The organism is Stenotrophomonas sp. Ste86 (assembly GCF_024519465.1).
In the GTDB taxonomy this organism is placed as follows: domain Bacteria; phylum Pseudomonadota; class Gammaproteobacteria; order Xanthomonadales; family Xanthomonadaceae; genus Stenotrophomonas.
Map to the genome: position 1 here is coordinate 17587 of NZ_JALJRW010000010.1, position 21535 is coordinate 39121.

Consider the following 21535-nt stretch of genomic DNA (forward strand, 5'->3'; position numbering starts at 1 on the left):
GTTGGGAAAGGATCTGGAAGGAAACAACGTCCAGAAGATGCGGCGCGCGAATGCGGCCGGATATGCCGACACTAACACCGGCTCGCGGCAGCGCGCAAGCCGGGCGGGGCAGGGTCATTCATGCGGGCGCAGGCCCGCGTGGCAGCCGGAGGGGACCGGCTGCCTGCCAGGGTCAGGCCAGGGCCTTGTCCAGCATGCCGGCGAGCTGGGCCTTGCCCACCGCGCCAACCTGCTGCGCCTGGACTTCGCCGTTCTTGAAGACCAGCAGCATCGGGATCGAGCGCACGTGGTACTTGGCGGCCAGTTCGCGCTGTTCGTCGACGTTGACCTTGGCGATCTTGGCGCGCCCGTTGTAGGCGTCGGCCAGCTCGTCCAGCGCCGGGGCGATCATCTTGCAGGGGCCACACCATTCGGCCCAGAAATCGACCAGCACCGGCTCTTTGGAATCCAGTACTGCGCTTTGGAAGTCAGCGGTGCTGACATGTACAACCTTGTCGCTCATCTTGGTCTCTCGTCTGGAAATGCACCCGGCCGGGCCGGAGGAGGTTGAAGTTGGACGCCACCGACCGGTGCCGTCCGCGTCTGCTGCCTCGTGACCGCACAGGCGGTCAGCGGTGCGCCAGGTGGATGCCTGGTCGCTCACGGCGGGCAGTGTACCGCTAACGTCGCAGGCGGGCAGAGATGGGGTGGAACCGAGCATCCTGTGATTGGCGTCCCGGTTTAATCGGGCAACTGAGGAGGATATGTGGGTGCTGGAGAGGCAGTACCAGCGGGCGCGCGCGTCCCGTTCAACTGGCGGCAGGCGCGGTGAAACCGGTGAAAAAGCGCCCTCTTCGACCCTCTCGTCGACGGCCAGGTCCGGCCCATGGCCGGCGGTCTCGCCGACGGCTGCGACGCCAGAGCCCGGTTTGGCGCCGACATTGCGCTAAACTGCCCCACTGTGCGGCGCCCCAGGACCCGATGGTCCGGCCCCGCCGATCCCGGCGCAGGGCCCGCAATGGCGACGGTGCCCCCCAAGATTGCAAGCCTCCCGCGCACCGCTGCCGGGCAGGCCTTACCAAGACGGACACATGAGCGACAAACCGCTGACCGATTTGACCTTTTCCTCCTTCGAACTGCATCCGGCCCTGCAGGCCGGCCTTGAAGGAGCCGGATTCACCCGTTGCACGCCCATCCAGGCGCTGACCCTGCCAGTCGCACTGCCCGGCGGCGACGTCGCCGGCCAGGCCCAGACCGGTACCGGCAAGACGCTGGCCTTCCTGGTCGCGGTGGTGAACCGCCTGCTGACCCGCCCGGCACTGGCCGACCGCAAGCCCGAAGACCCGCGCGCGCTGATCCTGGCCCCGACCCGCGAACTGGCCATCCAGATCCACAAGGATGCGGTCAAGTTCGGTTCGGACCTGGGCCTGCGCTTTGCGCTGGTTTACGGCGGCGTGGATTACGACAAGCAGCGCGAGATCCTGCAGCAGGGCGTGGACGTGATCATCGCCACCCCGGGCCGCCTGATCGACTACGTCAAGCAGCACAAGGTGGTCTCGCTGCACGCCTGCGAAATCTGCGTGCTCGACGAAGCCGACCGCATGTTCGACCTGGGCTTCATCAAGGACATCCGCTTCCTGCTGCGGCGCATGCCCGAGCGCTCGACGCGCCAGACGCTGCTGTTCAGCGCCACGCTCAGCCACCGCGTGCTGGAGCTGGCCTACGAGCACATGAACGAGCCGCAGAAGCTGGTGGTGGAGAGCGAGTCGATCACCGCCGCCCGCGTGCGCCAGCGCATCTACTTCCCGGCCGACGAAGAGAAGATCCCGCTGCTGCTGGGCCTGCTGTCGCGCAGCGAAGGCGCGCGCACGATGGTCTTCGTCAACACCAAGGTGTTCGTCGAGCGTGTTGCCCGGTCGCTGGAAAAGGCCGGCTACCGCGTGGGCGTGCTGTCCGGCGATGTGCCGCAGAAGAAGCGTGAGAGCCTGCTCAACCGCTTCCAGAAGGGCCAGCTGGAAATCCTGGTGGCTACCGACGTGGCCGCGCGCGGCCTGCACATCGACGGCATCAAGTACGTCTACAACTACGACCTGCCCTTCGACGCCGAAGACTACGTGCACCGCATCGGCCGTACCGCCCGGCTGGGCGAGGAAGGCGATGCGATCAGCTTCGCCTGCGAGCGCTATGCGATGGGCCTGCCGGACATCGAGGCCTACATCGAGCAGAAGATCCCGGTCGAGCCGGTGACCAGCGAGATCCTGACCTCGCTGCCGCGCGCCGCACGCGCACCGGCCGCGCCGGGCGAGGAAGGCGACGACGAGAACGAGAGCGTTGGCCAGATCTTCCGTGAAGCGCGCGAAGCGCGTGCGGCGGAAGAACAGCGTCGTGGCGGTGGCAGCAGCAGCGGGCGCGGCGGCAAGCCTTCCGCCGGCCGTGGCGAGCGCCGCGCGCCCGGTGAGCGCAGTGCCGATGGCAAGCCGCGCCGTGAGCGCAAGCCGCGCGTGGAAGGTGAGGCACCGGTCGTCGTGGCCGATGCAGAGGCCGCGCCGCAGGTTGCGCCGACTGCGGCTCCGACCGCTGCCCCGACTGCCGAAGGCAGTCCGGCCGTGGACGGCGAGCGCGCGCCGCGCAAGCGTCGTCGTCGTCGCAACGGCCGTCCGGTCGAAGGCGCCGAGGGTGCGGCAGCGACCGGCCCGGTGACGCCGGTGCAGGTGGCGGCCAAGCCGATGCGCGGCACGCCGGCTGCCGATCCGAGCGCGTCCTTCCTGACCCGCATCGGTCGCAAGATCCGTCGGATGCTGTCCGGGTCGTAAGACCTGACGCCAGACCTGCGCGGTCCGAGGTCCCGCCCCCTTGGTAAGGGGGTTGTCGCGAAGCGACGGGGATCCGCTGCTGATACTGCGGGGCCCATGGTTGGCGCAGCCAACCGTGGGGCGACAGCGCGAATGCGATGTTGCGTCCCCCGGCCAACGGCCGGCACGATCGATGCACCCCCACCTGCACGTCGTCACCCTCGTCCTGCATAATCAGGGGATGAGCGTCCTGCGTTTTGACAATGTCAGCAAACAGTATGCCGGCGGCCACCAGGCCCTGGTCGACGTCAGCTTTGATGTCGCCCCCGGCGAAATGCTGTTCGTCACCGGTCACTCCGGTGCGGGCAAGAGCACCCTGCTCAAGTTGATCCACCTCGACGAGCGGCCCAGCCGTGGCGCGGTGATCTTCGATGAGCGCAACCTGCTGAAGGTGCGTGGCGGCAATATTCCGCGTCACCGGCGGCAGGTGGGGGCGGTCTACCAGGACCACCGCCTGCTGATGGACCGCAGCATCGCCGAGAACGTGGCGTTGCCGCTGATCCTGCGCGGCACCCGCCGCGCCGACATCGGCAAGCGCGTGCGCTCGGTGCTTGAACGCATGGGCCTGGGCCACCGCGAAAAGGCACTGCCCTCGCAGCTGTCGGCTGGCGAGCAGCAGCGCGTCGGCATCGCCCGCGCGATTGTCAGCGAGCCCAAGCTGCTGGTTGCCGACGAACCCACCGGCAATCTCGATCCGACCCTGGCGGCGGAAATTATGGCGCTGTTCGCCGAGCTGCCCGATCGCGGCACCAGCGTGCTGGTCGTCAGCCATGACCTGGCGCTGCTGCGGCACATGCGCAAGCGCGTGCTGATCCTGGACCACGGCAAGCTGATCGACGACATCTCGCCGCAGGACCTGGCCGAATGAACGCACCCCTCAACAAGGAAGCCGCGGCGCCGTCGCGCCTGGGCGTATGGTTGCACCACCATGGCCACAGCGTGGTGTTCAGCCTGGGCCGCGCCTGGCGCAAGCCGTGGGCGACGCTGCTCACCATCATGGTGATGGCGCTGGCCCTGGCGTTGCCGCTGGGCCTGTCGATCGCGCTGGACAACCTCACGCATTTCGCCGGCAGCGTGCAGCAGTCGCGCGACATCAACCTGTTCCTCAAGCCGGACGTTGCCGCAGCGGCGGCCGGGCAGGTGGCCGATTCGCTGCGCGGTCGTGCCGACGTGGGCAACGTCACCGTGCAGACCCCCGAGCAAGGGCTGCAGGAACTGCGCGAAGGGGCCGGGCTGGGTGAGGCGATCGATGCGCTGCACGACAATCCTCTGCCTACCCTGCTGATCGTGACCCCGACCGCCGGCACCGATGATGCGCGCCTGGCCACCTCGCTGGAGGGCCTGCCACAGGCCGACCTGGTCCAGCACGATGCGCTGTGGCGCAGGCGCCTGGACGCCTGGCTGGGCTTTGGCACGCGGCTGGTGCAGGTGCTGTCGGTGCTGCTGGGCCTGGGCGCGGCGCTGGTGGTGGGCAATACCGTGCGGCTGGACATCCAGGCGCGCCGCGACGAGATCGGCGTGCTGCAGCTGCTGGGCGCCAGCGATGGCTTCATCCGCCGCCCGTTCCTGTACCTGGGCGCGTGGTACGGACTGGGCGCCGGTGCACTGGCGTTGGGCCTGATCGGCGTGGCCGGGCTGGCGCTGCGCCCGCCGCTGGCCGCGTTGTCGGAAAGTTATGCCAGCCCGTTCGTGCTGCATGGGTTGGACCTGCTGCATTCATCGTTCGTGCTGGTCGGCACCGTGGTGCTGGGCTGGCTGGGCGCGTGGCTGGTGACGGGGCATTTCCTGCGCCAGACCCGACCGACCGAAACCTGAGGCCCGCATGCGCCCGCAAGCCCTGAAGCACCTGGTCGACGATGCACCGCGCGTGATGGTGGTCGACGGTTCCAAGCTGGTCCGCAAGTTGATTGCCGATGTGCTGCAACGCGAACTGCCGGACGTGGACGTGGTGGGCTGCGCAAGCATCGAAGAGGCGCGCAGCGCGCTGGCGGCCGGGCCGGTGAACCTGGTCACCACCTCGCTCACGCTCAGCGACGGCGATGGCCTGGCGCTGGCACGTCTGGTGCGCGAAACTGCCGGGCAGGCCTATGTGCCGGTAATCGTGGTGTCCGGCGATGCGCAGCAGCACCTGGAGCAACGCCGCTTCACCGAATACGTCACCGACTATTTCGACAAGGCACTGGGGCATGAAGCGCTGGCCACCTTCATCCGTGGCTACGTGCAGCCGGAGACCATTCCCGGCGCGACCATCCTGTATGTCGAGGACAGCCGCGTGGTTGCCGAGGCGACCAAGCGCATGCTCGAACGCCAGGGCCTGCGCGTGCTGCACGTGATGACCGCCGAAGAGGCCTTCGCGCTGCTCACCGCCGAATCGCTCGGGCGCAGCAGCCACCGCATCGACCTGGTGCTTACCGACGTCACCCTCAAGGGTGAGCTCAGCGGCCTGGATGTTGTCGAGCGCGTGCGCGTGGACTTCGGCTACGGCAAGCGCCGCCTGCCGGTGCTGGTGATGACCGGCGACGGCAACCCGCTCAACCAGTCCGGCCTGCTGCAGGCCGGTGCCAACGATCTGGTGCAGAAGCCGATCGAAGAACGCCTGCTGGTGACCAAGGTGCTGTTCCAGCTGCGCCTGGCCCGGCTCAACGACAAACCCGTGGTGCGATGAACGACGAGGCAACCTCGAGCATCCAGCTCGAACCGAGCTGGAAGGCCCGTATTGGCGAGTGGCTGCTGCGTCCGGAGATGCGTGAGCTGTCCAGCTTCCTGCGCCAGCGCAAGGCCGCCGGTGCGCATGTATTCCCGCCCGGCCCGCAGATATTCGCGGCCTTTGACGCCACCCCGTTCGAGCAGGTCAAGGTGGTGATCCTCGGCCAGGATCCGTATCACGGTGTTGGGCAGGCCCATGGCCTGAGTTTCTCGGTGATGCCCGGCGTGCCGGTGCCGCCGTCGCTGCTCAACATCTACAAGGAACTGGAGGCCGACCTGGGCATCCCGCGCCCGGACCACGGGTGCCTGCTGCCGTGGGCGCGCCAGGGTGTACTGCTGCTCAATGCGGTGCTCACCGTGGAAGAGGGGCAGGCCGGCGCGCACCAGAAGCGCGGCTGGGAAGGGTTCACCGACCACGTCGTGGACACCCTCAACCGCGAGCGCGAGGGCCTGGTGTTCATGCTGTGGGGCAGTTACGCGCAGCAGAAGGGCAAGGTGATCGACACCGGTCGCCACCGCGTGCTCAAGGCGCCGCATCCGTCGCCGCTGTCGGCGCACCGCGGCTTCCTCGGCTGCCATCACTTCTCGATGGCCAACGCGTACCTGCAGCGCCGTGGGCAGACCGCGATCGACTGGTCTTTGCCGCCGCGCGCGGCGCTGTAACCCGCGCTGGCCCCCGGCCGACGGCCGGGATGCGCGGCGATCACCACGCCGCGACGATTATCTCAATCGGTCAGCATTTCCATGATCGCGCGCGCCACCTGGCGTTTGCGCGCCGGCATCCGTCGCAGCAGCGAGAGAATCTCGGTTTCCTGGACGGTGCGTGCCGCCTCCACCGGCGCCGGCTCGGGGAGCGGCAGTTCGGCGCCATCGTCGGGACGGCCGGGACCGCGCCCCGTGGCCAACCATTCAAAATGGACTTGCGTCACAATTGCGACGCGTGAAAGATGTTGGACGCTCGGGGATGTGCCGCCTTCCCGTTCCCATTGCGCCACGGCGCTACGGCGCACGCCGGTTTCCAACGCCAACTGTGTCTGGGACAGGCCAGCCGTTAATCGGGCCCGCCGGATTCTGTCGCACATCGCCTGCATTTACTGCCCCCTTTCCCTGTTAGGTAAGCACGGCTTCCCTGAAAGCAATTCTTTTGTCCTGTGTACAGAACTGCTTCCGCTTGCTGCTGCAGCAGGGGGAATGGTTGGACGCTGACCCGCCGGCAAGCGTCGCTTCCCCCGTGTTTCACGCCGCCTTGATTTGACGGACTTTTAGTTACCCCGCATTAATCGTCCCGAACCGGACATAAACGGATTCCCAAGCGGGAAACGACACCGGCAGCTGACGATCAGAACGGCGACGGAATAAATCCATCGCCACGGTCGGCCGCTGCTCAAAATCGGCGGGGACGCACGTATGGTTAATGTGAAAGGCGTGAAAGTTTCGTCATTGCGATGGCAGGCATGGGTGCTGATCGCAATACTGGCGGTGCTTTCATGCCTGGGCCGTGCGCAGGCGCAGTCGGCCTGTACGGCCGGTGCCTGCGTCAGCGCCGGGCCCCGGCTGGCCTCGGTCGATTCGACCCAGAGCCCTGTTCTCAATCTGTTGTTCGGCGCGCTGCTGCCGGGCACGACGGTCAATCTGAGCGTGGCCGACTGGAACAACCTGGCCGGCGCCAGAATCAACCTCAACGCGCTGCTGACCCAGCTCAACGGCGGCGTGGTAGTCAGCGATCCCAGCCAGGTTCTCAACGCCAGCATCACCCTGGGCCAGTTGCGCGCGGCGATGGTGCAGGTGCTGCAGGCCGACGGCCAGACCGCGGCGGCCAACGTACTCAACGCGCTGCCGCTGGGCGTGGCCGGTACCTCCGGCAGCATCCGCCTGGCCGACCTGCTGCAGATCGCGTTGCCCACCGGCTCGCTGGCCACGGTGAACTTGAACGTGCTCGACCTGCTGACCGGCGGCGTGCAGCTGTACAACTTCCGCAACGTGTTGACCACGCCCACGCCGATCACCGTCAACACCGCCGCGCTCGGCCTCAATGGCGTGGCCAACGTGCGGTTGTGGCTGCAGGTGGTGGAGCCGCCGGTCTACACCTGCGGCGCGGTCGGTGCGGCATTCCACAGCGCGGCGATCCGCATCAAGCTCGACCTCGACCTTGTGCAGGGCCTGAACACCGGCACCCTCAGCGCCGCGCTCAGCGGGCTCAATCTGCTGGGGGTGTCGTTGTCCAACACCAGCATCAGCGCCAGCGTGCTGCACCTGCAGGTGTACGCCGACGTGGCCCGGGCCGAAGGCTCGATCTCGGCGATCAACCTGGTGGGCAATGCGGTCACGCTGCAGGCGCGCCCCGGTTTGGTGAACCTGTATGTCGGTCAGATCAGCGATGCGACCTTCTTCAACCGCAGCACGGTGCTGACCTCCACCGCGCTGAGCGCGGCGACGCTGACCTCGCTGAGCGTGAGCGTGCGGGTGTCGGCCAACGTCCTCGGCATCCTGACCCCCATCGCCGACGTGACCGTGCCACTGACGGTGACCATCCGTAGTTACGCCACCGCGACGCCGGGCCTGCAGAGCGCGAGCTTCACCGGCCCGTACCCACAGACCCGCACGCTCACCGCCGGGACGGTCAGCGCCGCGACGATGGTCTCCACGCTGGTCAACTCGCTGAGCATCCAGGTGACCAGCGGCAATCCGACGGTGACGCTGCTGGCCGGCATCGCCTTGCCGCTGCCGGTGGCCGACCTGGTCAACGGCATCGTCAACGCGCTGCTGACGCCGATCCGCACGCAGGTTAACGCCCTGGTCACCCCCGTGCTGACCGCACTGCTGGGCGGACTGGTAGACAACCTGCTGGCGCTGCTGGGCATCCGCATCGGCCAGGCGGTGTTCACCGTGGAAGGCGTGACCCAGGCGTGCGCAGCTACCCTGCAGCTGGTCAAGGACCTGCAGCCGACCAGCGACACCGGGCGCTTCAACCTGTCCATCACCTACAACGGCAGCACCGTCGGCTCTGCGAGCAACGTCGGCAACAACGGTGCCACCGCTGCCGTCATCACCGTACCCGGCGGCAGCTACGCGCTGGCCGAGGCGGCGGCTGCCGGCACCACGCTCACGCGCTACGCCAGCAGTTGGCAGTGCCTGGACCAGAACAACGCGGTGGTGTCCTCCGGCACCGGCGGCAGCTTCACCCTGCAGGCGCCGGCGATGACCGCCACCGCGGTCACCCTGGTGTGCCGCATCACCAATCGAACGCGACAGGCCGACTTGTCGATCACCAAGAGCGATGGCAGCGGCAGCTACACGCCGGGCGGCACGGCGACCTACACGCTGCTGGTGAGCAATGGCGGTCCCGATGCGGTCACCAATGCGGTGGTCACCGACACCCTGCCCAACGGCACCACATTGCGTGGCGCGTGGACCTGCAGTGCGTCCACCGGCAGCGCCTGCGCGGTGGCCACGGGTGGGGCGGTGGGCGATGGCGCGGTCAACGTCGGGGTGAACCTGATCAATGGCGGGCAGGCAACGATCAGTGTGCCGGTGAGTTTCAGCAGCAACCCGGGCGCGTACTGACGCGCGCGGTGGCAGTGCAGTGGGCGCGGGGATGACCTCGCGCTGGGGATGGACAGGATCATCGTGACCGACCGGCCCGCAAGGGCAGGGCGAACGCTTTCGAGGATGAGCGCATGGCAGCAACCGGCAAGCAGGGCAGGGCAGGCAGGGCATCGGCCCGCATCGCATGCGCGATGGCCCTGTTGATGGTGCTGCTGCCGCCGCCGCTGCTGGCCCAGGGTTACCCCAACCCACTCAACAACACTGCCAGCGTGACGGCGCCGACGGATGTGTCCGATCCCACGCCGGGCAACAACAGCGCCACCGATACCAACGCACTGGCGCTGCAAGCGCAGTTGAGCGTGACCAAGACGCTGCTCAGCGCCAGCCCGGTCGCCGCGGGCGGGGCCGTGCAGTACCGCATCCAGGTCAACAACGCCGGGCCGTCGGCAGCGTCAGCCGTCGGCGTGGTCGACAACGTGTCCGCGCTGCTCACCAATGTCAGCTGGACCTGCCAGGGCACCACCGCGGCATCGTCATGCGCGCAGTCCAACGGCACCGGCAACGCGATCAACGTGCAGGTCAACGTGGCCGTGGGGGACAGCGTGGTGCTGCTGGTCAACGCCACCGCACCGACCGCCACGCCGGCCACGGTGCCGGCCAACAGCGTGGCGCTGGTGCTGCCGCCAGGCACGACCGATCCGACCCCGGGCGACAACACCGCCACCACGCCGGCGGTGCCGGTGCAGCCCAACGCGCTGGTGGCCAACAACGATACCTTCGCCACGCCCATCTCCTCGACCACCGGCGGCAACACGCCGACGGTGCTGGCCAACGACACGCTCAACGGCGCGCCGGTGAACGGTACCAACCTGATCATCGCGCTGCAGAATGCGCCGGCCGGCTTCACCATCAACGGCGCCGGTGTGATTGCGGTACCCGCGGGGGCGACGGCGGGCGCGACCAGCCTGACCTACCAGATCTGCGAGAACGCCTCGCCGTCCAACTGCGCCACCGCCATTGCCAGTGTCATCATCGGTCCCACGGCGGTGAACGACAGCTTCAACGCCACCGGTGGCGCGCCGTCGTTGAGCGGCACCGTAGCGGGCAACGACAATGCACCGGCCGGTGCGCAGTTCAGCGTGACCGGTACGCCGCCGGCCGGGCTCACCCTCAACAGCGACGGCAGCTTCGCCTATGCACCTGCCGGCGGCATCGCCGCGGCAACCTCCTTCCAGTACCAGGTCTGCCTGCCGGCACCGAACGGTGGCGTGTGCGCGACGGCGACCGCGTCGATCGTGGTCAATGCCAATGCGCTGGTCGCGGTCGATGACACCTTCGCCACGCCGATCCCGCCCGGCGCCGGTGGCGTCACCCCGAGCGTGCTCGGCAACGACACCTTCAATGCCGGTGCAGTGCCCACCGCGCAGGTCACGCTGAGCCTGGTCGGTGCGCCGGCCGGTGTTGCGATCAACCCCAACGGCACGATCCAGGTGCCGGCCACGGCGGCCGCCGGTCCTCTGGCGCTGACCTACCGCTTCTGCGAGATCGTACTGCCGGCCAACTGCGCCACCGCCACCGCCACTCTGGTCATCAGCCCCGATGCGGTGAACGACACGGTCACCACGCCGGGCGGCGGTCAGCCGGCGACCGGCAGCCTGGCCGGCAACGACACCATCGCCAGCGGTTCCACCTACACGCTCGGCATCGCACCGACGCGCGGCACGGCCGTGGTCAATGCCGATGGCACCTTCACCTACACCCCCACCAACGCCAACACCGGGCCGGACAGCTTCACCTACCAGGTGTGTCTGCCGGCACCGAACAACAGCGTGTGCGATACCGCCACGGTCAGCGTCAACGTACAGGGCAACGTGATCGTCGCGGTGAACGACACCTTCGCCACGCCGCTGCAGCCCGGTGCGACCAGCCCGGCCAGCCTGCTGGCCAATGACACCCTCAACGGTGCGGCGGTGGTGCCAGGCACGGCCAGCCTGGTGCTCACCGGTGCGCCGGCCGGCTACACCGTCAACGCCGCTGGACAGGTCGTGATTCCGGGCGGCGCGGCGGCCGGCGAGGTGACCTTCAGTTACCAGCTCTGCGAACAGGCCACGCCGGGCAACTGCGCTACGGCCGATGTGCAGTTGGTGATCGCCCCCGATGCGGTCGATGACACGTTCGCGGCCACGGCGGGCATCGCGTTGACCGGCACCGTGGCCGGCAACGACAACGTGTCTGCCGGTGCGCAGTTCAGCCTGCTGGCCGGGGCCGCGCACGGCAGCGTGGGCGTCAACGCCGATGGCAGCTTCAGCTATACCGCGCAGGCGGCCTACACCGGGCCGGACAGCTTCCGTTACCAGGTGTGCCTGCCGGCACCGGATGCGTCGGTCTGCGATGCCGCGTCGGTGACGATCAACGTCAGCCCCGGCGCGATCGTCGCCGGCAACGATGACTTCAGCAGCGCGCCGCTGACCGGTGCAGGTGGGCTGACCGCCAGCGTGCTGGCCAACGACACCCTCAACGGCGTCGCCATCCTGCCGGCGCAGGCCACGCTGTCGTTGATCAATGCACCGCCGGCCGGTTACACGCTCGAACCCGACGGCCAGTTGCAGGTGCCCGCCGGTGCGCCGGCCGGCCCCGTCGGCCTGACCTACCAGCTGTGCCAGGCCGGCACCGGCAACTGCACCACCGCGACCATAGCCGTGGTGATCGCCCCCGATGCGGTGGCCGATGCATTCACCACGCAAGTCGCTACAGCGCTCAACGGCACTGTGGCGGTCAATGACAACATCGCTGCCGGTACCACCTTCGCCACCACCGGCGCAGTGCCGCCGGGCCTGGTGTTCAACACCGATGGCAGCTTCACCTATACGCCGCCAGCGCAGTACACCGGTACCACCACGTTCCTCTATCAGGCGTGCCTGGCCGCGCCGCTGGCGGGTGTCTGCGATAGCGCCACGGTCACCCTCAACGTCAACGCCGGCACCCTGGTGGCCAACGATGACGATTTCCGCGCGGCGATCATCAACCCGGCCAGCGGCGGCACCACCAACAGCGTGCTGGGCAACGACACCCTCAATGGCGCGATTCCGCCTGCGCCTGCCGATGTGATCCTGTCCCTCATCGGTGCGCCGGCGGGGTATGTGCTCAACAGCAACGGCACGATTTCGGTACCCGGCGGTGCGGCGGCCGGCGCGGTCGATTTCTCCTATCAGTTGTGCGAAGCCGCGCTGCCCGGCAACTGCACTACGGCGGCGGTGCGCCTGCTGCTGGCGCCGGTTGCGGTCAACGACACCTTCAGTACGCCGGTGGGTGTTGCACTGACCGGCAGCGTGGTCGGCAACGACAACGTGCCTGCCAATGCCACCTTCAGCCTCAGCGGCACCGCCCCGGCCGGGCTGGTGTTCAATCCCACCGGTGGCTTCACCTACACGCCGCCGGCGGGCATCCAGGGCGCGGTCACCTTCGCCTACCAGGCCTGCCTGCCGGCGCCTGACACCAGCGTGTGCGCCGGGGCCTCGGTCACCGTCAACGTCAACGCCGGCACCCTGGTCGCCAACGACGATGACGTCCGCGCCACGCCGATCAATCCCGGCACGGGCGGCAGCACCGCATCGGTGCTCAACAACGACAGCCTCAACGGCAGCGTGCCGCCGGCCTCGGCCGACGTCCTGCTGAGCCTGGTAGGCGCGCCATCGGGCTACACCCTGGCGGCCGATGGCACATTGACCATCGCCAGCGGCGTGCCGGCCGGTGCGGTCACGCTGACCTATCAGCTGTGCGAGGCTGCGTTGCCGACCAATTGCGATTCGGCGCAGATCCGCCTGGTGGTCTCCCCGTTGGCAGCCGCCGACGTGTTCTCCACGCCGGCCGGGCAGTTGCTGGCCGGCAATGTCGGCAGCAACGACAATGCGCCGGCCGGTGCGGTCTTCAGTGTCACCGGTGCCGTTCCGGCGGGCCTGCAGTTCGGCCCGGATGGCACGTTCCTGTACACCCCACCGGCTGGCGTTACCGGGCCGGTCGGTTTCACCTACCAGGTGTGCCTGCCTGCGCCGGACAACGCCCAGTGCAGCACGGCCAGCGCCACCATCAACGTCAACGCCGGCACCCTGGTGGCACGGGACGATGATTTCACCGCCACCCCGCTCACGCCCGGCAATAGCAGCGGCACCAGCGTGCTGCTCAACGACACCCTCGATGGCGTCACCCCGCCAGCGGCCAGCAGCGTGATCCTGAGTCTGGTCGGTGCGCCGGCGGGCTACGCGCTGGATGCCAACGGCCTGCTGCAGGTGCCTGCCGGTGCGGTCGGCGGCGCCACCGTGTTGGCCTACCAGGTCTGCCAGAGCGTGCTGCCGAGCAACTGCGCCAGCGCGACCATCCGCCTGGTCGTGACCCCGTCGGCGAGCAACGACACCTATTCCACCGCGGCCGGGCAGGCGCTCAACGGCAACGTGGGCGACAACGACAACGTGCCCGCCGGCGCACTGTTCACCGTGACCGGCACCGCGCCCTCCGGGCTGACCTTCAGCGCGTCGGGCAGCTTCAGCTATGTGCCGCCGGTCGGCACCACCGGCGCGGTGGGCTTCGATTACCAGGTCTGCCTGCCGGCACCGAATGCGGCGCTGTGCGCGACCGCGCGCGCCACCCTCAACGTCACCGCCGGCACGCTCGCGGCGATCAACGATGACTTCAGCAGTACCCCGATCAATCCGGTCAGCGGTGGCAGCACCCCCTCGGTGCTGGCCAACGATTCGCTCAACGGCACCACCCCGCCGGCGGCGGCCGATGTGCTGCTGACCCTGCAGGGCGCGCCGGCCGGGCTGGGCATCACCCCCGAAGGCGCGGTGACAGTGGCGGCCGGTACCGCGGCCGGGGTGAAGAACCTGATCTACCAGCTGTGCGAAGCAGCGGCACCGGCCAACTGCACCACCGCCACGATCCGCCTGCTGGTGGCGCCCTCGGCAGTGGACGACGCGCTGTCCACGCCGGCCGGGCAGGTGCTCAACAGCTCGGTGGCCACCAACGACAACGCACCGGTCGGTGCGCGCTTCGAGGTGGTGGGCACCGCGCCGACCGGCCTGGTGCTGGCCACCGACGGCACGCTGACCTATACGCCGCCGGCCGGCTTCAGCGGCGCGGTGAGCTTCACCTATCAGGTCTGCCTGCCGGCGCCGGATGCGGGCGTCTGCGCCACCGCCACGGCCACGCTCAACGTCAACAGCGGCACGCTGGTGGCCGTCGATGACACCTTCCCCACGCCGATCGCGCCGGGCGCGCCTTCGCCGAGCGTCCTTGGCAACGACACCCTCAACGGCACCACGCCGCTGGCCACCGAGGTGGTGCTGTCGCTGGTCGGCGCGCCGACCGGCTTCAGCATCGCCGGCGATGGCACGGTGAGCGTGTCTGCCGGGACCGCCGCCGGTGCGACCACGCTCACCTACCAGATCTGCGAGGCGGCCGCGTCGACCAACTGCGATACCGCCAGCATCGCGCTGATCGTCGCCCCGGCACCGGTCAACGATGCCTTTGCCGTGCAGGCCGGGCAGACCGTCAGTGGCAGCGTCGCCGCCAACGACAACCTGCCGATCGGCGCGCTCTACACGGTGCAGGGCACGTTGCCGGCCGGGGTGACGCTCAATGGCGATGGCAGCTTCAGCTATACGCCGCCGGCCGGCACGACCAGCCCGGCCAGCTTCGACTATCGCGCCTGCCTGCCTGCACCGAATGCGGCGGTCTGCGGCACGGCGACGGTGACGTTGAACATCAACAACGGGACGCTGGTCGCCAACGACGACAGCTTCGGACCGATCGCACCCGGCAGCAGCACGCCCAGCGTGCTGGGCAACGACGCGCTCAACGGCGTGAGCCCGCCGGCGCCGGCGAATGTGTCGCTGTCGCTGGTCGGTGCGCCGACTGGCTTCACGATCGATCCCAACGGCACGGTAGCGGTGGCCGCCAGCGCGCCCACCGGTGCGATCACGCTGACCTACCAGCTCTGCGAAACGGCGGCCGCCAACAACTGCGATACCGCCAGCATCGCGCTGGTGGTGCGTCCGGCCCCGGTGGACGATGTGATTGCCGTGCAGGCCGGACAAGCCAATACCGGCACCGTGTCCGGCAACGACAACATGCCGGCCGGCTCGACCTGGAACGTGGCATCGCCGCCACAGGGGCTGGCCTTCAACAGCAACGGCAGCTTCACCTACACCCCGCCGGTCGGCACCATCGGCCCGGTCACCTTCACCTACCAGGCCTGCCTGCCGGCACCGGATACCACCGTGTGCGGCACGGCCACCGCAACGTTGAACATCGCCGTCACCGCCATCGTGGCCAATGACGATACGTTCGCTACGCCGATCTCCACCGGTTCGGCCACGCCCAGCGTGCTGGCCAACGATGCGCTCAATGGCGTGACCCCACCGGCGGCGGCGAGCGTGCAGCTGCTGCTGGTCGGCGCACCGGCCGGCTTCGTGATCAACAACGATGGCACCGTGCAGGTGCCGGCCGGGGTCATCGCCGGTGCCACCACGCTGACCTATCAGCTGTGCGAGGCCGCCTCGCCGATCAACTGCGCCACGGCCACGATCCGGCTGGTGGTCACGCCCGCGCCGCAGAACGATGCGTTCGCCGTGCAGGCCGGCGGCACCCTCGCCAACGGCAGCGTCGCGGGCAATGACAGCATGCCCGCCGGCTCGACCTGGGCGGTGCAGGGCACCCCGCCAGCCGGGTTGCTGTTCAATCCCAATGGCACCTTCACCTATACCCCGCCGGTGAACACTACCGGGGCAGTCACCTTCACCTACCAGACCTGCCTGCCCGCACCCAACGCCGGTGTGTGTGGCATCGCGACGGCGACGTTGAACGTCAACCTGGGCACGCTGACCGCCGGCGATGACAGCTTCACCGGCATTGCAGCCGGTGGCACCACGCCGAGCGTATTGGGCAACGATGCGCTCAACGGCGTCAGCCCGCCGGCCCCGGCCAGCGTGCAGCTCACCCTGGTCGGTGCGCCGACCGGCTACGCCATCGCCGCCGATGGCACGATCAGCGTGCCGGCCGGCGTGACCGCAGGGGCGGCCACGCTCACCTATCAAATCTGCGAGACCGCCGCGTCGACCAACTGCGATACCGCCACGGTGGCGCTGGTGATCACCCCGACACCGCAGAACGATGCGTATTCGGTGCAGGCCGGCGGCACGATCAGCAATGGCAACGTCGCGGCCAATGACGACATGCCTGCGGGGTCCAGCTGGGCCGTGCAGGGCACCGCCCCGGCGGGGCTGACCTTCAACGCCGATGGCACCTTCACCTACACCCCGGCGGTGGGCACGACCAGCCCGGTGAGCTTCAGCTACCAGGCCTGCCTGCCGGCCCCGAACGCGGCGCTGTGCGGCGTCGCCAGCGTCACCCTCAACATCAACGCCGGCACGCTGGCGGCGGTCGATGACACCCTCAGCGGCGTTGCCGCCGGGACCACCTCGGCAGCCAGCGTGCTGGCCAACGACACGCTCAACGGCACCCGTCCGCCGCTGCCGGGCGATGTGGTGCTCAGCCTGGTCGGCGCGCCGGCCGGCTTCGCCATCACCGCCACCGGCACCATCAGCGTGGCCACCGGAGTGGTCTCCGGGCCCACCGCGATCACCTACCAGATCTGCGAAGCCGCCGCGCCGACCAACTGCGATACCGCCACCGTCACCGTCATCGTGACCCCGACGCCGCAGAACGACGCCTTTACCGTGCAGGCCGGGCAGACGCTGAGCAACAGCGTGGCCGGCAACGACACCATGCCCGCCGGTGCGGTCTACACGTTGCAGGGCACGGCGCCCGCCGGCCTGTCCTTCACCGGCAGCGGTGCATTCACCTATACCCCGCCGACCGGCACGCCAAGCCCGGTCAACTTCACTTACCAGGCCTGCCTGCCGGCACCGAACGCGGCGCTGTGCGGCACCGCCAGCGTGGCCATCAGCATTGGCACCGGCACGCTGCTGGCCGGCAACGACACGCTCAGCGGCGTCGCCCCCGGGACCACCTCGGCGGCCAGCGTGCTCGCCAACGACAGCCTCAACGGCGTGTCGCCGCCGGCCGCCGGCAGCGTGCTGCTGAGCCTGGTCGGTGCACCGGGTGGCTTTGCGATCACACCCAACGGCACGATCAGTGTGCCCACCGGCGTCAGCGCCGGCCCCACCACGCTCACCTACCAGATCTGCGAAGCCGCCGCGCCGGGCAACTGCGCTACCGCCACGGTGACGGTGATCGTCAGCCCGACGCCACAGAACGACGCGTTCGCGGTGCAGGCCGGGCAGACGCTGAGCAACAGCGTGGCCAGCAACGACAGCATGCCGGCCGGGTCGAGCTGGGCCGTGCAGGGCATGCCCCCGGCGGGGCTGTCGTTCAATCCCGATGGCAGCTTCACCTATACGCCACCCGTCGGCACTGCCAGCCCGGTCGCCTTCGTCTACCGCGCGTGCCTGCCGCCACCCGACAACAACCTGTGCGGCACCGCCACGGTCACGCTCAACATCAACAACGGCACCCTGAGTGCCGGGGATGACACGTTGGTGGGTGTATTGCCGGGTGCCACCACCGGCGCCAGCGTGCTGGCCAACGACAGCCTCAACGGCGTATCGCCGCCGGCTGCGGCCGACGTGCTGCTGACCCTGGTCGGTGCGCCGGGCGGCTTCACCCTCAACCCCGATGGCACCGTCAGCGTGGGCGCGGGCGTCACCTCCGGCGCCACCACCGTGACCTACCAGATCTGCGAAGCCGCCGCGCCGAGCAACTGCGATACCGCCAGCGTCACCGTGGTGGTCACCCCGGCACCGCAGAACGACGCCTTCGCCGTGCAGGCCGGTCAGACCGTGTCCAACACCGTCGCAGCCAACGACAACACGCCGGCCGGCGCGGTCTTCACCCTGCAGGACAGCGCGCCGGCAGGACTGACCTTCAACAGCAGCGGCACGTTCACCTATACGCCGGCCACCGGCGTGGTCGGTGCGGTCAGCGTCGCCTACCAGGTGTGCCTGCCGGCGCCGAATGCCAGCCTGTGCGGCCGCGCGATCCTCACCCTCAACATCAACAATGGCCTGCTGGTGGCCGGCGATGACACGCTCACCGGGGTCGCACCCGGCACCACGTCCGGTGCCAGCGTGCTGGCCAACGACAGCCTCAACGGCGTGTCCCCGCCCGCGCCGGCCGACGTGCTGCTCACGCTGGTCGGTGCACCGGCAGGTTTCAGCATCACCCCGGCCGGCACCATCAGCGTGTCCAGCGGCGTCACCTCCGGCGCTACCCCGCTCACCTACCAGATCTGCGAAGCGGCCGCGCCCGCCAACTGCGATACCGCCAGCATCACCGTGGTCGTCAGCCCGGCGCCGCAGAACGATGCCTTCAACGTGCAGGTCGGGCAGACGCTGAGCAACAGCGTGGCCAGCAACGACAGCATGCCGGCCGGTGCGGTCTATACGGTGCAGGGCACGGCGCCGACCGGGCTGGCCTTCACCAGCAGCGGTGCGTTCACCTATACCCCGCCAGCGGGCACGCCCAGCCCGGTCGGCTTCACTTACCAGGCGTGCCTGCCCGCACCTTATGCGGCGGTGTGCGGCACCGCCACGGCGACCATCAACATCAACAACGGCACCCTGGTAGCCGGCGATGACGTGCTCACCGGCGTGGCAACCGGCTCGACCTCCAGCGTCAGCGTGCTCGCCAACGACCGCCTCAACGGGGTCAGCCCGCCGCTACCGGCCACCGTGCTGCTCAGCCTGGTCGGCGCGCCGTCCGGCTTCACCATCACTTCCGATGGCACCATCAACGTGGGCACCGGCGTCACCTCTGGCGCTACCACGCTCACCTACCAGATCTGCGAAGCCGCCGCGCCGGGCAACTGCGCTACGGCCACCGCCACCGTGGTGGTCACCCCGGCACCGCAGAACGACAGCTACACGATCCCCGCCGGCCAGCCGGGCACCGGCAACGTATCGCTCAACGACAACGTCCCGGCCGGTGCGCTCTACACGCTGACCAGCGGTGCGGTCGCCGGGCTGGTGTTCAACGCCGATGGCAGCTTCCGCTACACCCCACCGTCGGGCACCACCGGGCCGGTGAACTTCACCTATCGGGTCTGCCTGCCGGCGCCGTATGCCACCCAGTGCGGCGATGCCAGCGTCACCCTGACTCTGTCCGGCTCGGCCAACGTGGTGCTGGCGGTCAACGACGACTTCACCAGCACACCGGTGGACCCGGCGGTGGGCGGCACCATCGCCCGCTCGGTGCTGGACAACGACAGCTTCAACAACGTTTCCCCGCCGCCGGTGGGCAGCGTGGTCGCCAGCCTGACCGGCAGCACGCCGGGGTACACCATGAACAACCAGGGCCAGATCATGGTCGCCGCCGGCGTGCAGCCGGGCCAGGTGCAGTTGGCCTACCAGCTGTGCGAAAACGGCGTGCCCACCAACTGCACCACTGCCATTGCGACCGTGCGCGTGCAGGGCGCGGTCGGTGCACTGTTGGCGGTGGACGACAGCGGCGGCCCGGTCGGCCCTGCGGGTCAGGCGCGCCTGTTGAACGTGTTCACCAACGATACGTTCAACACCGCACCGCTGGACCCGGCACAGGTCAGCTTCGCCCCGGTGGCCACCAACGCGCTGAGCGTCAGCGCCGACGGCTGGGTGGACGTCGCCGCCGGCCTGGCCGCTGGCAGCTACAGCACCTCCTACACGATCTGCCTGCTCAACCAGCCCACCGTGTGCGACACCGCGACCGTGAGCGTGACCGTCATCGCCGCCGCACCGGGCGTGGACGCCGAAGATGACCGCGTCCAGCTGCCCCAGGATGGCGTGATCGAGATCGACGTGCTGGGCAATGACCGGGTCAATGGCACCCCGATCGATCCGGATACCGTCACCGTGACCATCACCGCGCCGCCGCCGTACGGCACCGCCACGGTGATGCCGCGTGCGCGCATCCGCTTCGCCGCGCTGGCCAATTTCTCCGGCGTGCAGGGCTTTGACTACCAGGTCTGCGATATTGCCGATCCGGCGATGTGCGCCTCGGCCACGGTGACCGTCACCGTTGATCCGAACGTGCTGACCCTGGTGGACGATGCGGTGACCGCGCAGACATCCGGGCCGGTGACGATCGATGTAATGGCCAACGACAGCGCCCGCACCGCGGTGCTGGACCGGAGCTCACTGCAGGTGATCACCGCGCCGGCGCATGGCAGCGTGCAGTGCACCAATGGTCTGTGTATCTACACACCCGCCGCCAACTTCGCCGGTACCGACAGCTTCCGCTATCGGGTCTGCGACATGTCCATCCCCACCGCGCTGTGCGCCGAGGCCAACGTCGCGGTCACCGTGGCCGGCCAGCAGGCCGTGCTGCGCCTGACCAAGGTGGCGGCCAAGCGCAGCGCGCAGATCGGCGACCTTGTGCGCTACACCGTCACCATCGACAACGTCGGCGAGGTCGACGCCAACGGCGCCACGCTGCTGGATACGCTCCCGCCTGGCTTCACTTTCGTCAGCGGCGGTTTCGCGGTGCAGGATGCCGACAACGATGCGCGCACCAGCGGCGTGCAGCCGCTGCGCATCGACGGCATCGACGTGCCGGTGGGCGAACGTGCCACCGTGGTGTACTACCTGCGCGTTGGCGCGGGCACCGGCACCGGCGTGCATACCAACCGCATCACCGCCATCGACGGCGAAAACCGCAGCATCGGCAACGTCGCCTCGGCCGAGGTGGATGTCACCACCGATCCGCTGCTGGATGAAAGCCTGATCGTCGGCAGCGTGTTCGATGACCGCAACGGCAATGGCATCCAGGATGCAGGCGAACGCGGCATTCCCGGCGTGCGCGTGGCGGCGGTGGAAGGCCTGCTGATGGAAACCGATGCGTTCGGTCGCTACCACCTGGTCGGCATCCTCGGCGGCCAGGCACGTGGGCGCAACTTCATCCTCAAGGTCGATCCGTCCACGCTGCCGGCCGGGGCGATGTTCACCACGCCCAACCCGCTGGTCCGCCGTATCACCCCCGGGCTGCCGGCGCGCTTCGACTTCGGCGTGCGCATGCCCGACGGCGTGCTGAGCACGGCGGCACCGTCCCAGACGGCAACGCCCCGACCGGCGCGGATCGAACTGGGCCAGGCGCTGTTCGCGCCGGGGAGTGCGCAGCTGGCGGCCGACCGTGCCCCGGTGCTGGACACCGCCGCTCAGGCGCTGGTCGCACGCGGTGGCGGCAGGCTGCTGCTCACCGCCGCACGCGGTGAGGAAGCACTGGCCGGCCAACGCGCCCATGCGCTGCAGGTTGCACTGGCCGCGCGCGTGCCGGCTGCGGTGGCGCACGCAACCCGCATCGAGGTGCTGGCCGCTGACGGCAGCGTGCTGCAGCAGCTGCGGCTGGACGATCCCCCCGAGCTCCCTGCCAACACCGATTCTGCCCGCAGGGAGGACCGCTGACCC

General features: G+C 69.0%; 9 protein-coding genes. 7 read left to right on the top strand and 2 right to left on the bottom strand.

Annotated elements, in window-relative coordinates; genetic code table 11:
• Window positions 1-172: 172 nt before the first annotated feature.
• Window positions 173-502 (bottom strand): thioredoxin, encoded by a 330-nt coding sequence (trxA, locus tag NR101_RS10720; protein ID WP_256776683.1) that lies wholly within the window; start codon window positions 500-502, stop codon window positions 173-175.
• Between the two features lie 568 nt (window positions 503-1070).
• Between trxA and rhlB the strand changes: the two genes are divergently transcribed.
• The 5 genes from rhlB to ung all read left to right on the top strand — a co-directional run bounded on the left by rhlB (window position 1071) and on the right by ung (window position 6200).
• Window positions 1071-2792, top strand: coding sequence for an ATP-dependent RNA helicase RhlB (gene rhlB, locus NR101_RS10725; protein ID WP_256776682.1), 1722 nt, complete (start codon window positions 1071-1073; stop codon window positions 2790-2792).
• Between the two features lie 220 nt (window positions 2793-3012).
• Window positions 3013-3699 (top strand): cell division ATP-binding protein FtsE, encoded by a 687-nt coding sequence (gene ftsE, locus NR101_RS10730; RefSeq protein WP_256776681.1) that lies wholly within the window; start codon window positions 3013-3015, stop codon window positions 3697-3699.
• Entirely contained in the window at window positions 3696-4646 is a 951-nt protein-coding gene (gene ftsX / locus NR101_RS10735) for a permease-like cell division protein FtsX (protein ID WP_256776680.1), read from the top strand. Before ftsE ends, ftsX begins: the two co-directional genes overlap by 4 nt.
• A 7-nt stretch (window positions 4647-4653) precedes the next feature.
• On the top strand, window positions 4654-5496 hold the full coding sequence (locus NR101_RS10740) for a response regulator (protein WP_256776679.1): 843 nt from the start codon (window positions 4654-4656) through the stop codon (window positions 5494-5496).
• On the top strand, window positions 5493-6200 hold the full coding sequence (ung, locus tag NR101_RS10745; RefSeq protein WP_256776678.1) for a uracil-DNA glycosylase: 708 nt from the start codon (window positions 5493-5495) through the stop codon (window positions 6198-6200). The genes NR101_RS10740 and ung overlap by 4 nt, the downstream gene beginning before the upstream one ends.
• Before the next feature lie 62 nt (window positions 6201-6262).
• Here ung and NR101_RS10750 read toward each other — a convergent pair whose 3' ends face one another.
• Complete coding sequence (locus NR101_RS10750; RefSeq protein ID WP_306175497.1) at window positions 6263-6628, bottom strand: helix-turn-helix transcriptional regulator; 366 nt, start codon at window positions 6626-6628, stop codon at window positions 6263-6265.
• 367 nt (window positions 6629-6995) lie between these two features.
• Here NR101_RS10750 and NR101_RS10755 point away from each other — a divergent pair, with 367 nt between their 5' ends.
• Together NR101_RS10755 and NR101_RS10760 are read left to right on the top strand one after the other, a co-directional pair.
• Window positions 6996-9101, top strand: a complete 2106-nt coding sequence (locus NR101_RS10755; RefSeq protein WP_256776677.1) for a hypothetical protein — start codon at window positions 6996-6998, stop codon at window positions 9099-9101.
• A 113-nt stretch (window positions 9102-9214) separates the two neighbouring features.
• A complete protein-coding gene (locus NR101_RS10760; protein ID WP_256776676.1) occupies window positions 9215-21532 on the top strand; it encodes an Ig-like domain-containing protein in 12318 nt (4105 codons plus the stop codon).
• Window positions 21533-21535: the final 3 nt, after the last annotated feature.

Bases quoted from the DNA above. Each gene is read 5' to 3' on its own strand.
- trxA (WP_256776683.1), bottom strand. From the start codon at position 502: ATGAGCGACAAGGTTGTACATGTCAGCACCGCTGACTTCCAAAGCGCA.
- rhlB (WP_256776682.1), top strand. From the start codon at position 1,071: ATGAGCGACAAACCGCTGACCGATTTGACCTTTTCCTCCTTCGAACTG.
- ftsE (WP_256776681.1), top strand. From the start codon at position 3,013: ATGAGCGTCCTGCGTTTTGACAATGTCAGCAAACAGTATGCCGGCGGC.
- ftsX (WP_256776680.1), top strand. From the start codon at position 3,696: ATGAACGCACCCCTCAACAAGGAAGCCGCGGCGCCGTCGCGCCTGGGC.
- NR101_RS10740 (WP_256776679.1), top strand. From the start codon at position 4,654: ATGCGCCCGCAAGCCCTGAAGCACCTGGTCGACGATGCACCGCGCGTG.
- ung (WP_256776678.1), top strand. From the start codon at position 5,493: ATGAACGACGAGGCAACCTCGAGCATCCAGCTCGAACCGAGCTGGAAG.
- NR101_RS10750 (WP_306175497.1), bottom strand. From the start codon at position 6,628: ATGCAGGCGATGTGCGACAGAATCCGGCGGGCCCGATTAACGGCTGGC.
- NR101_RS10760 (WP_256776676.1), top strand. From the start codon at position 9,215: ATGGCAGCAACCGGCAAGCAGGGCAGGGCAGGCAGGGCATCGGCCCGC.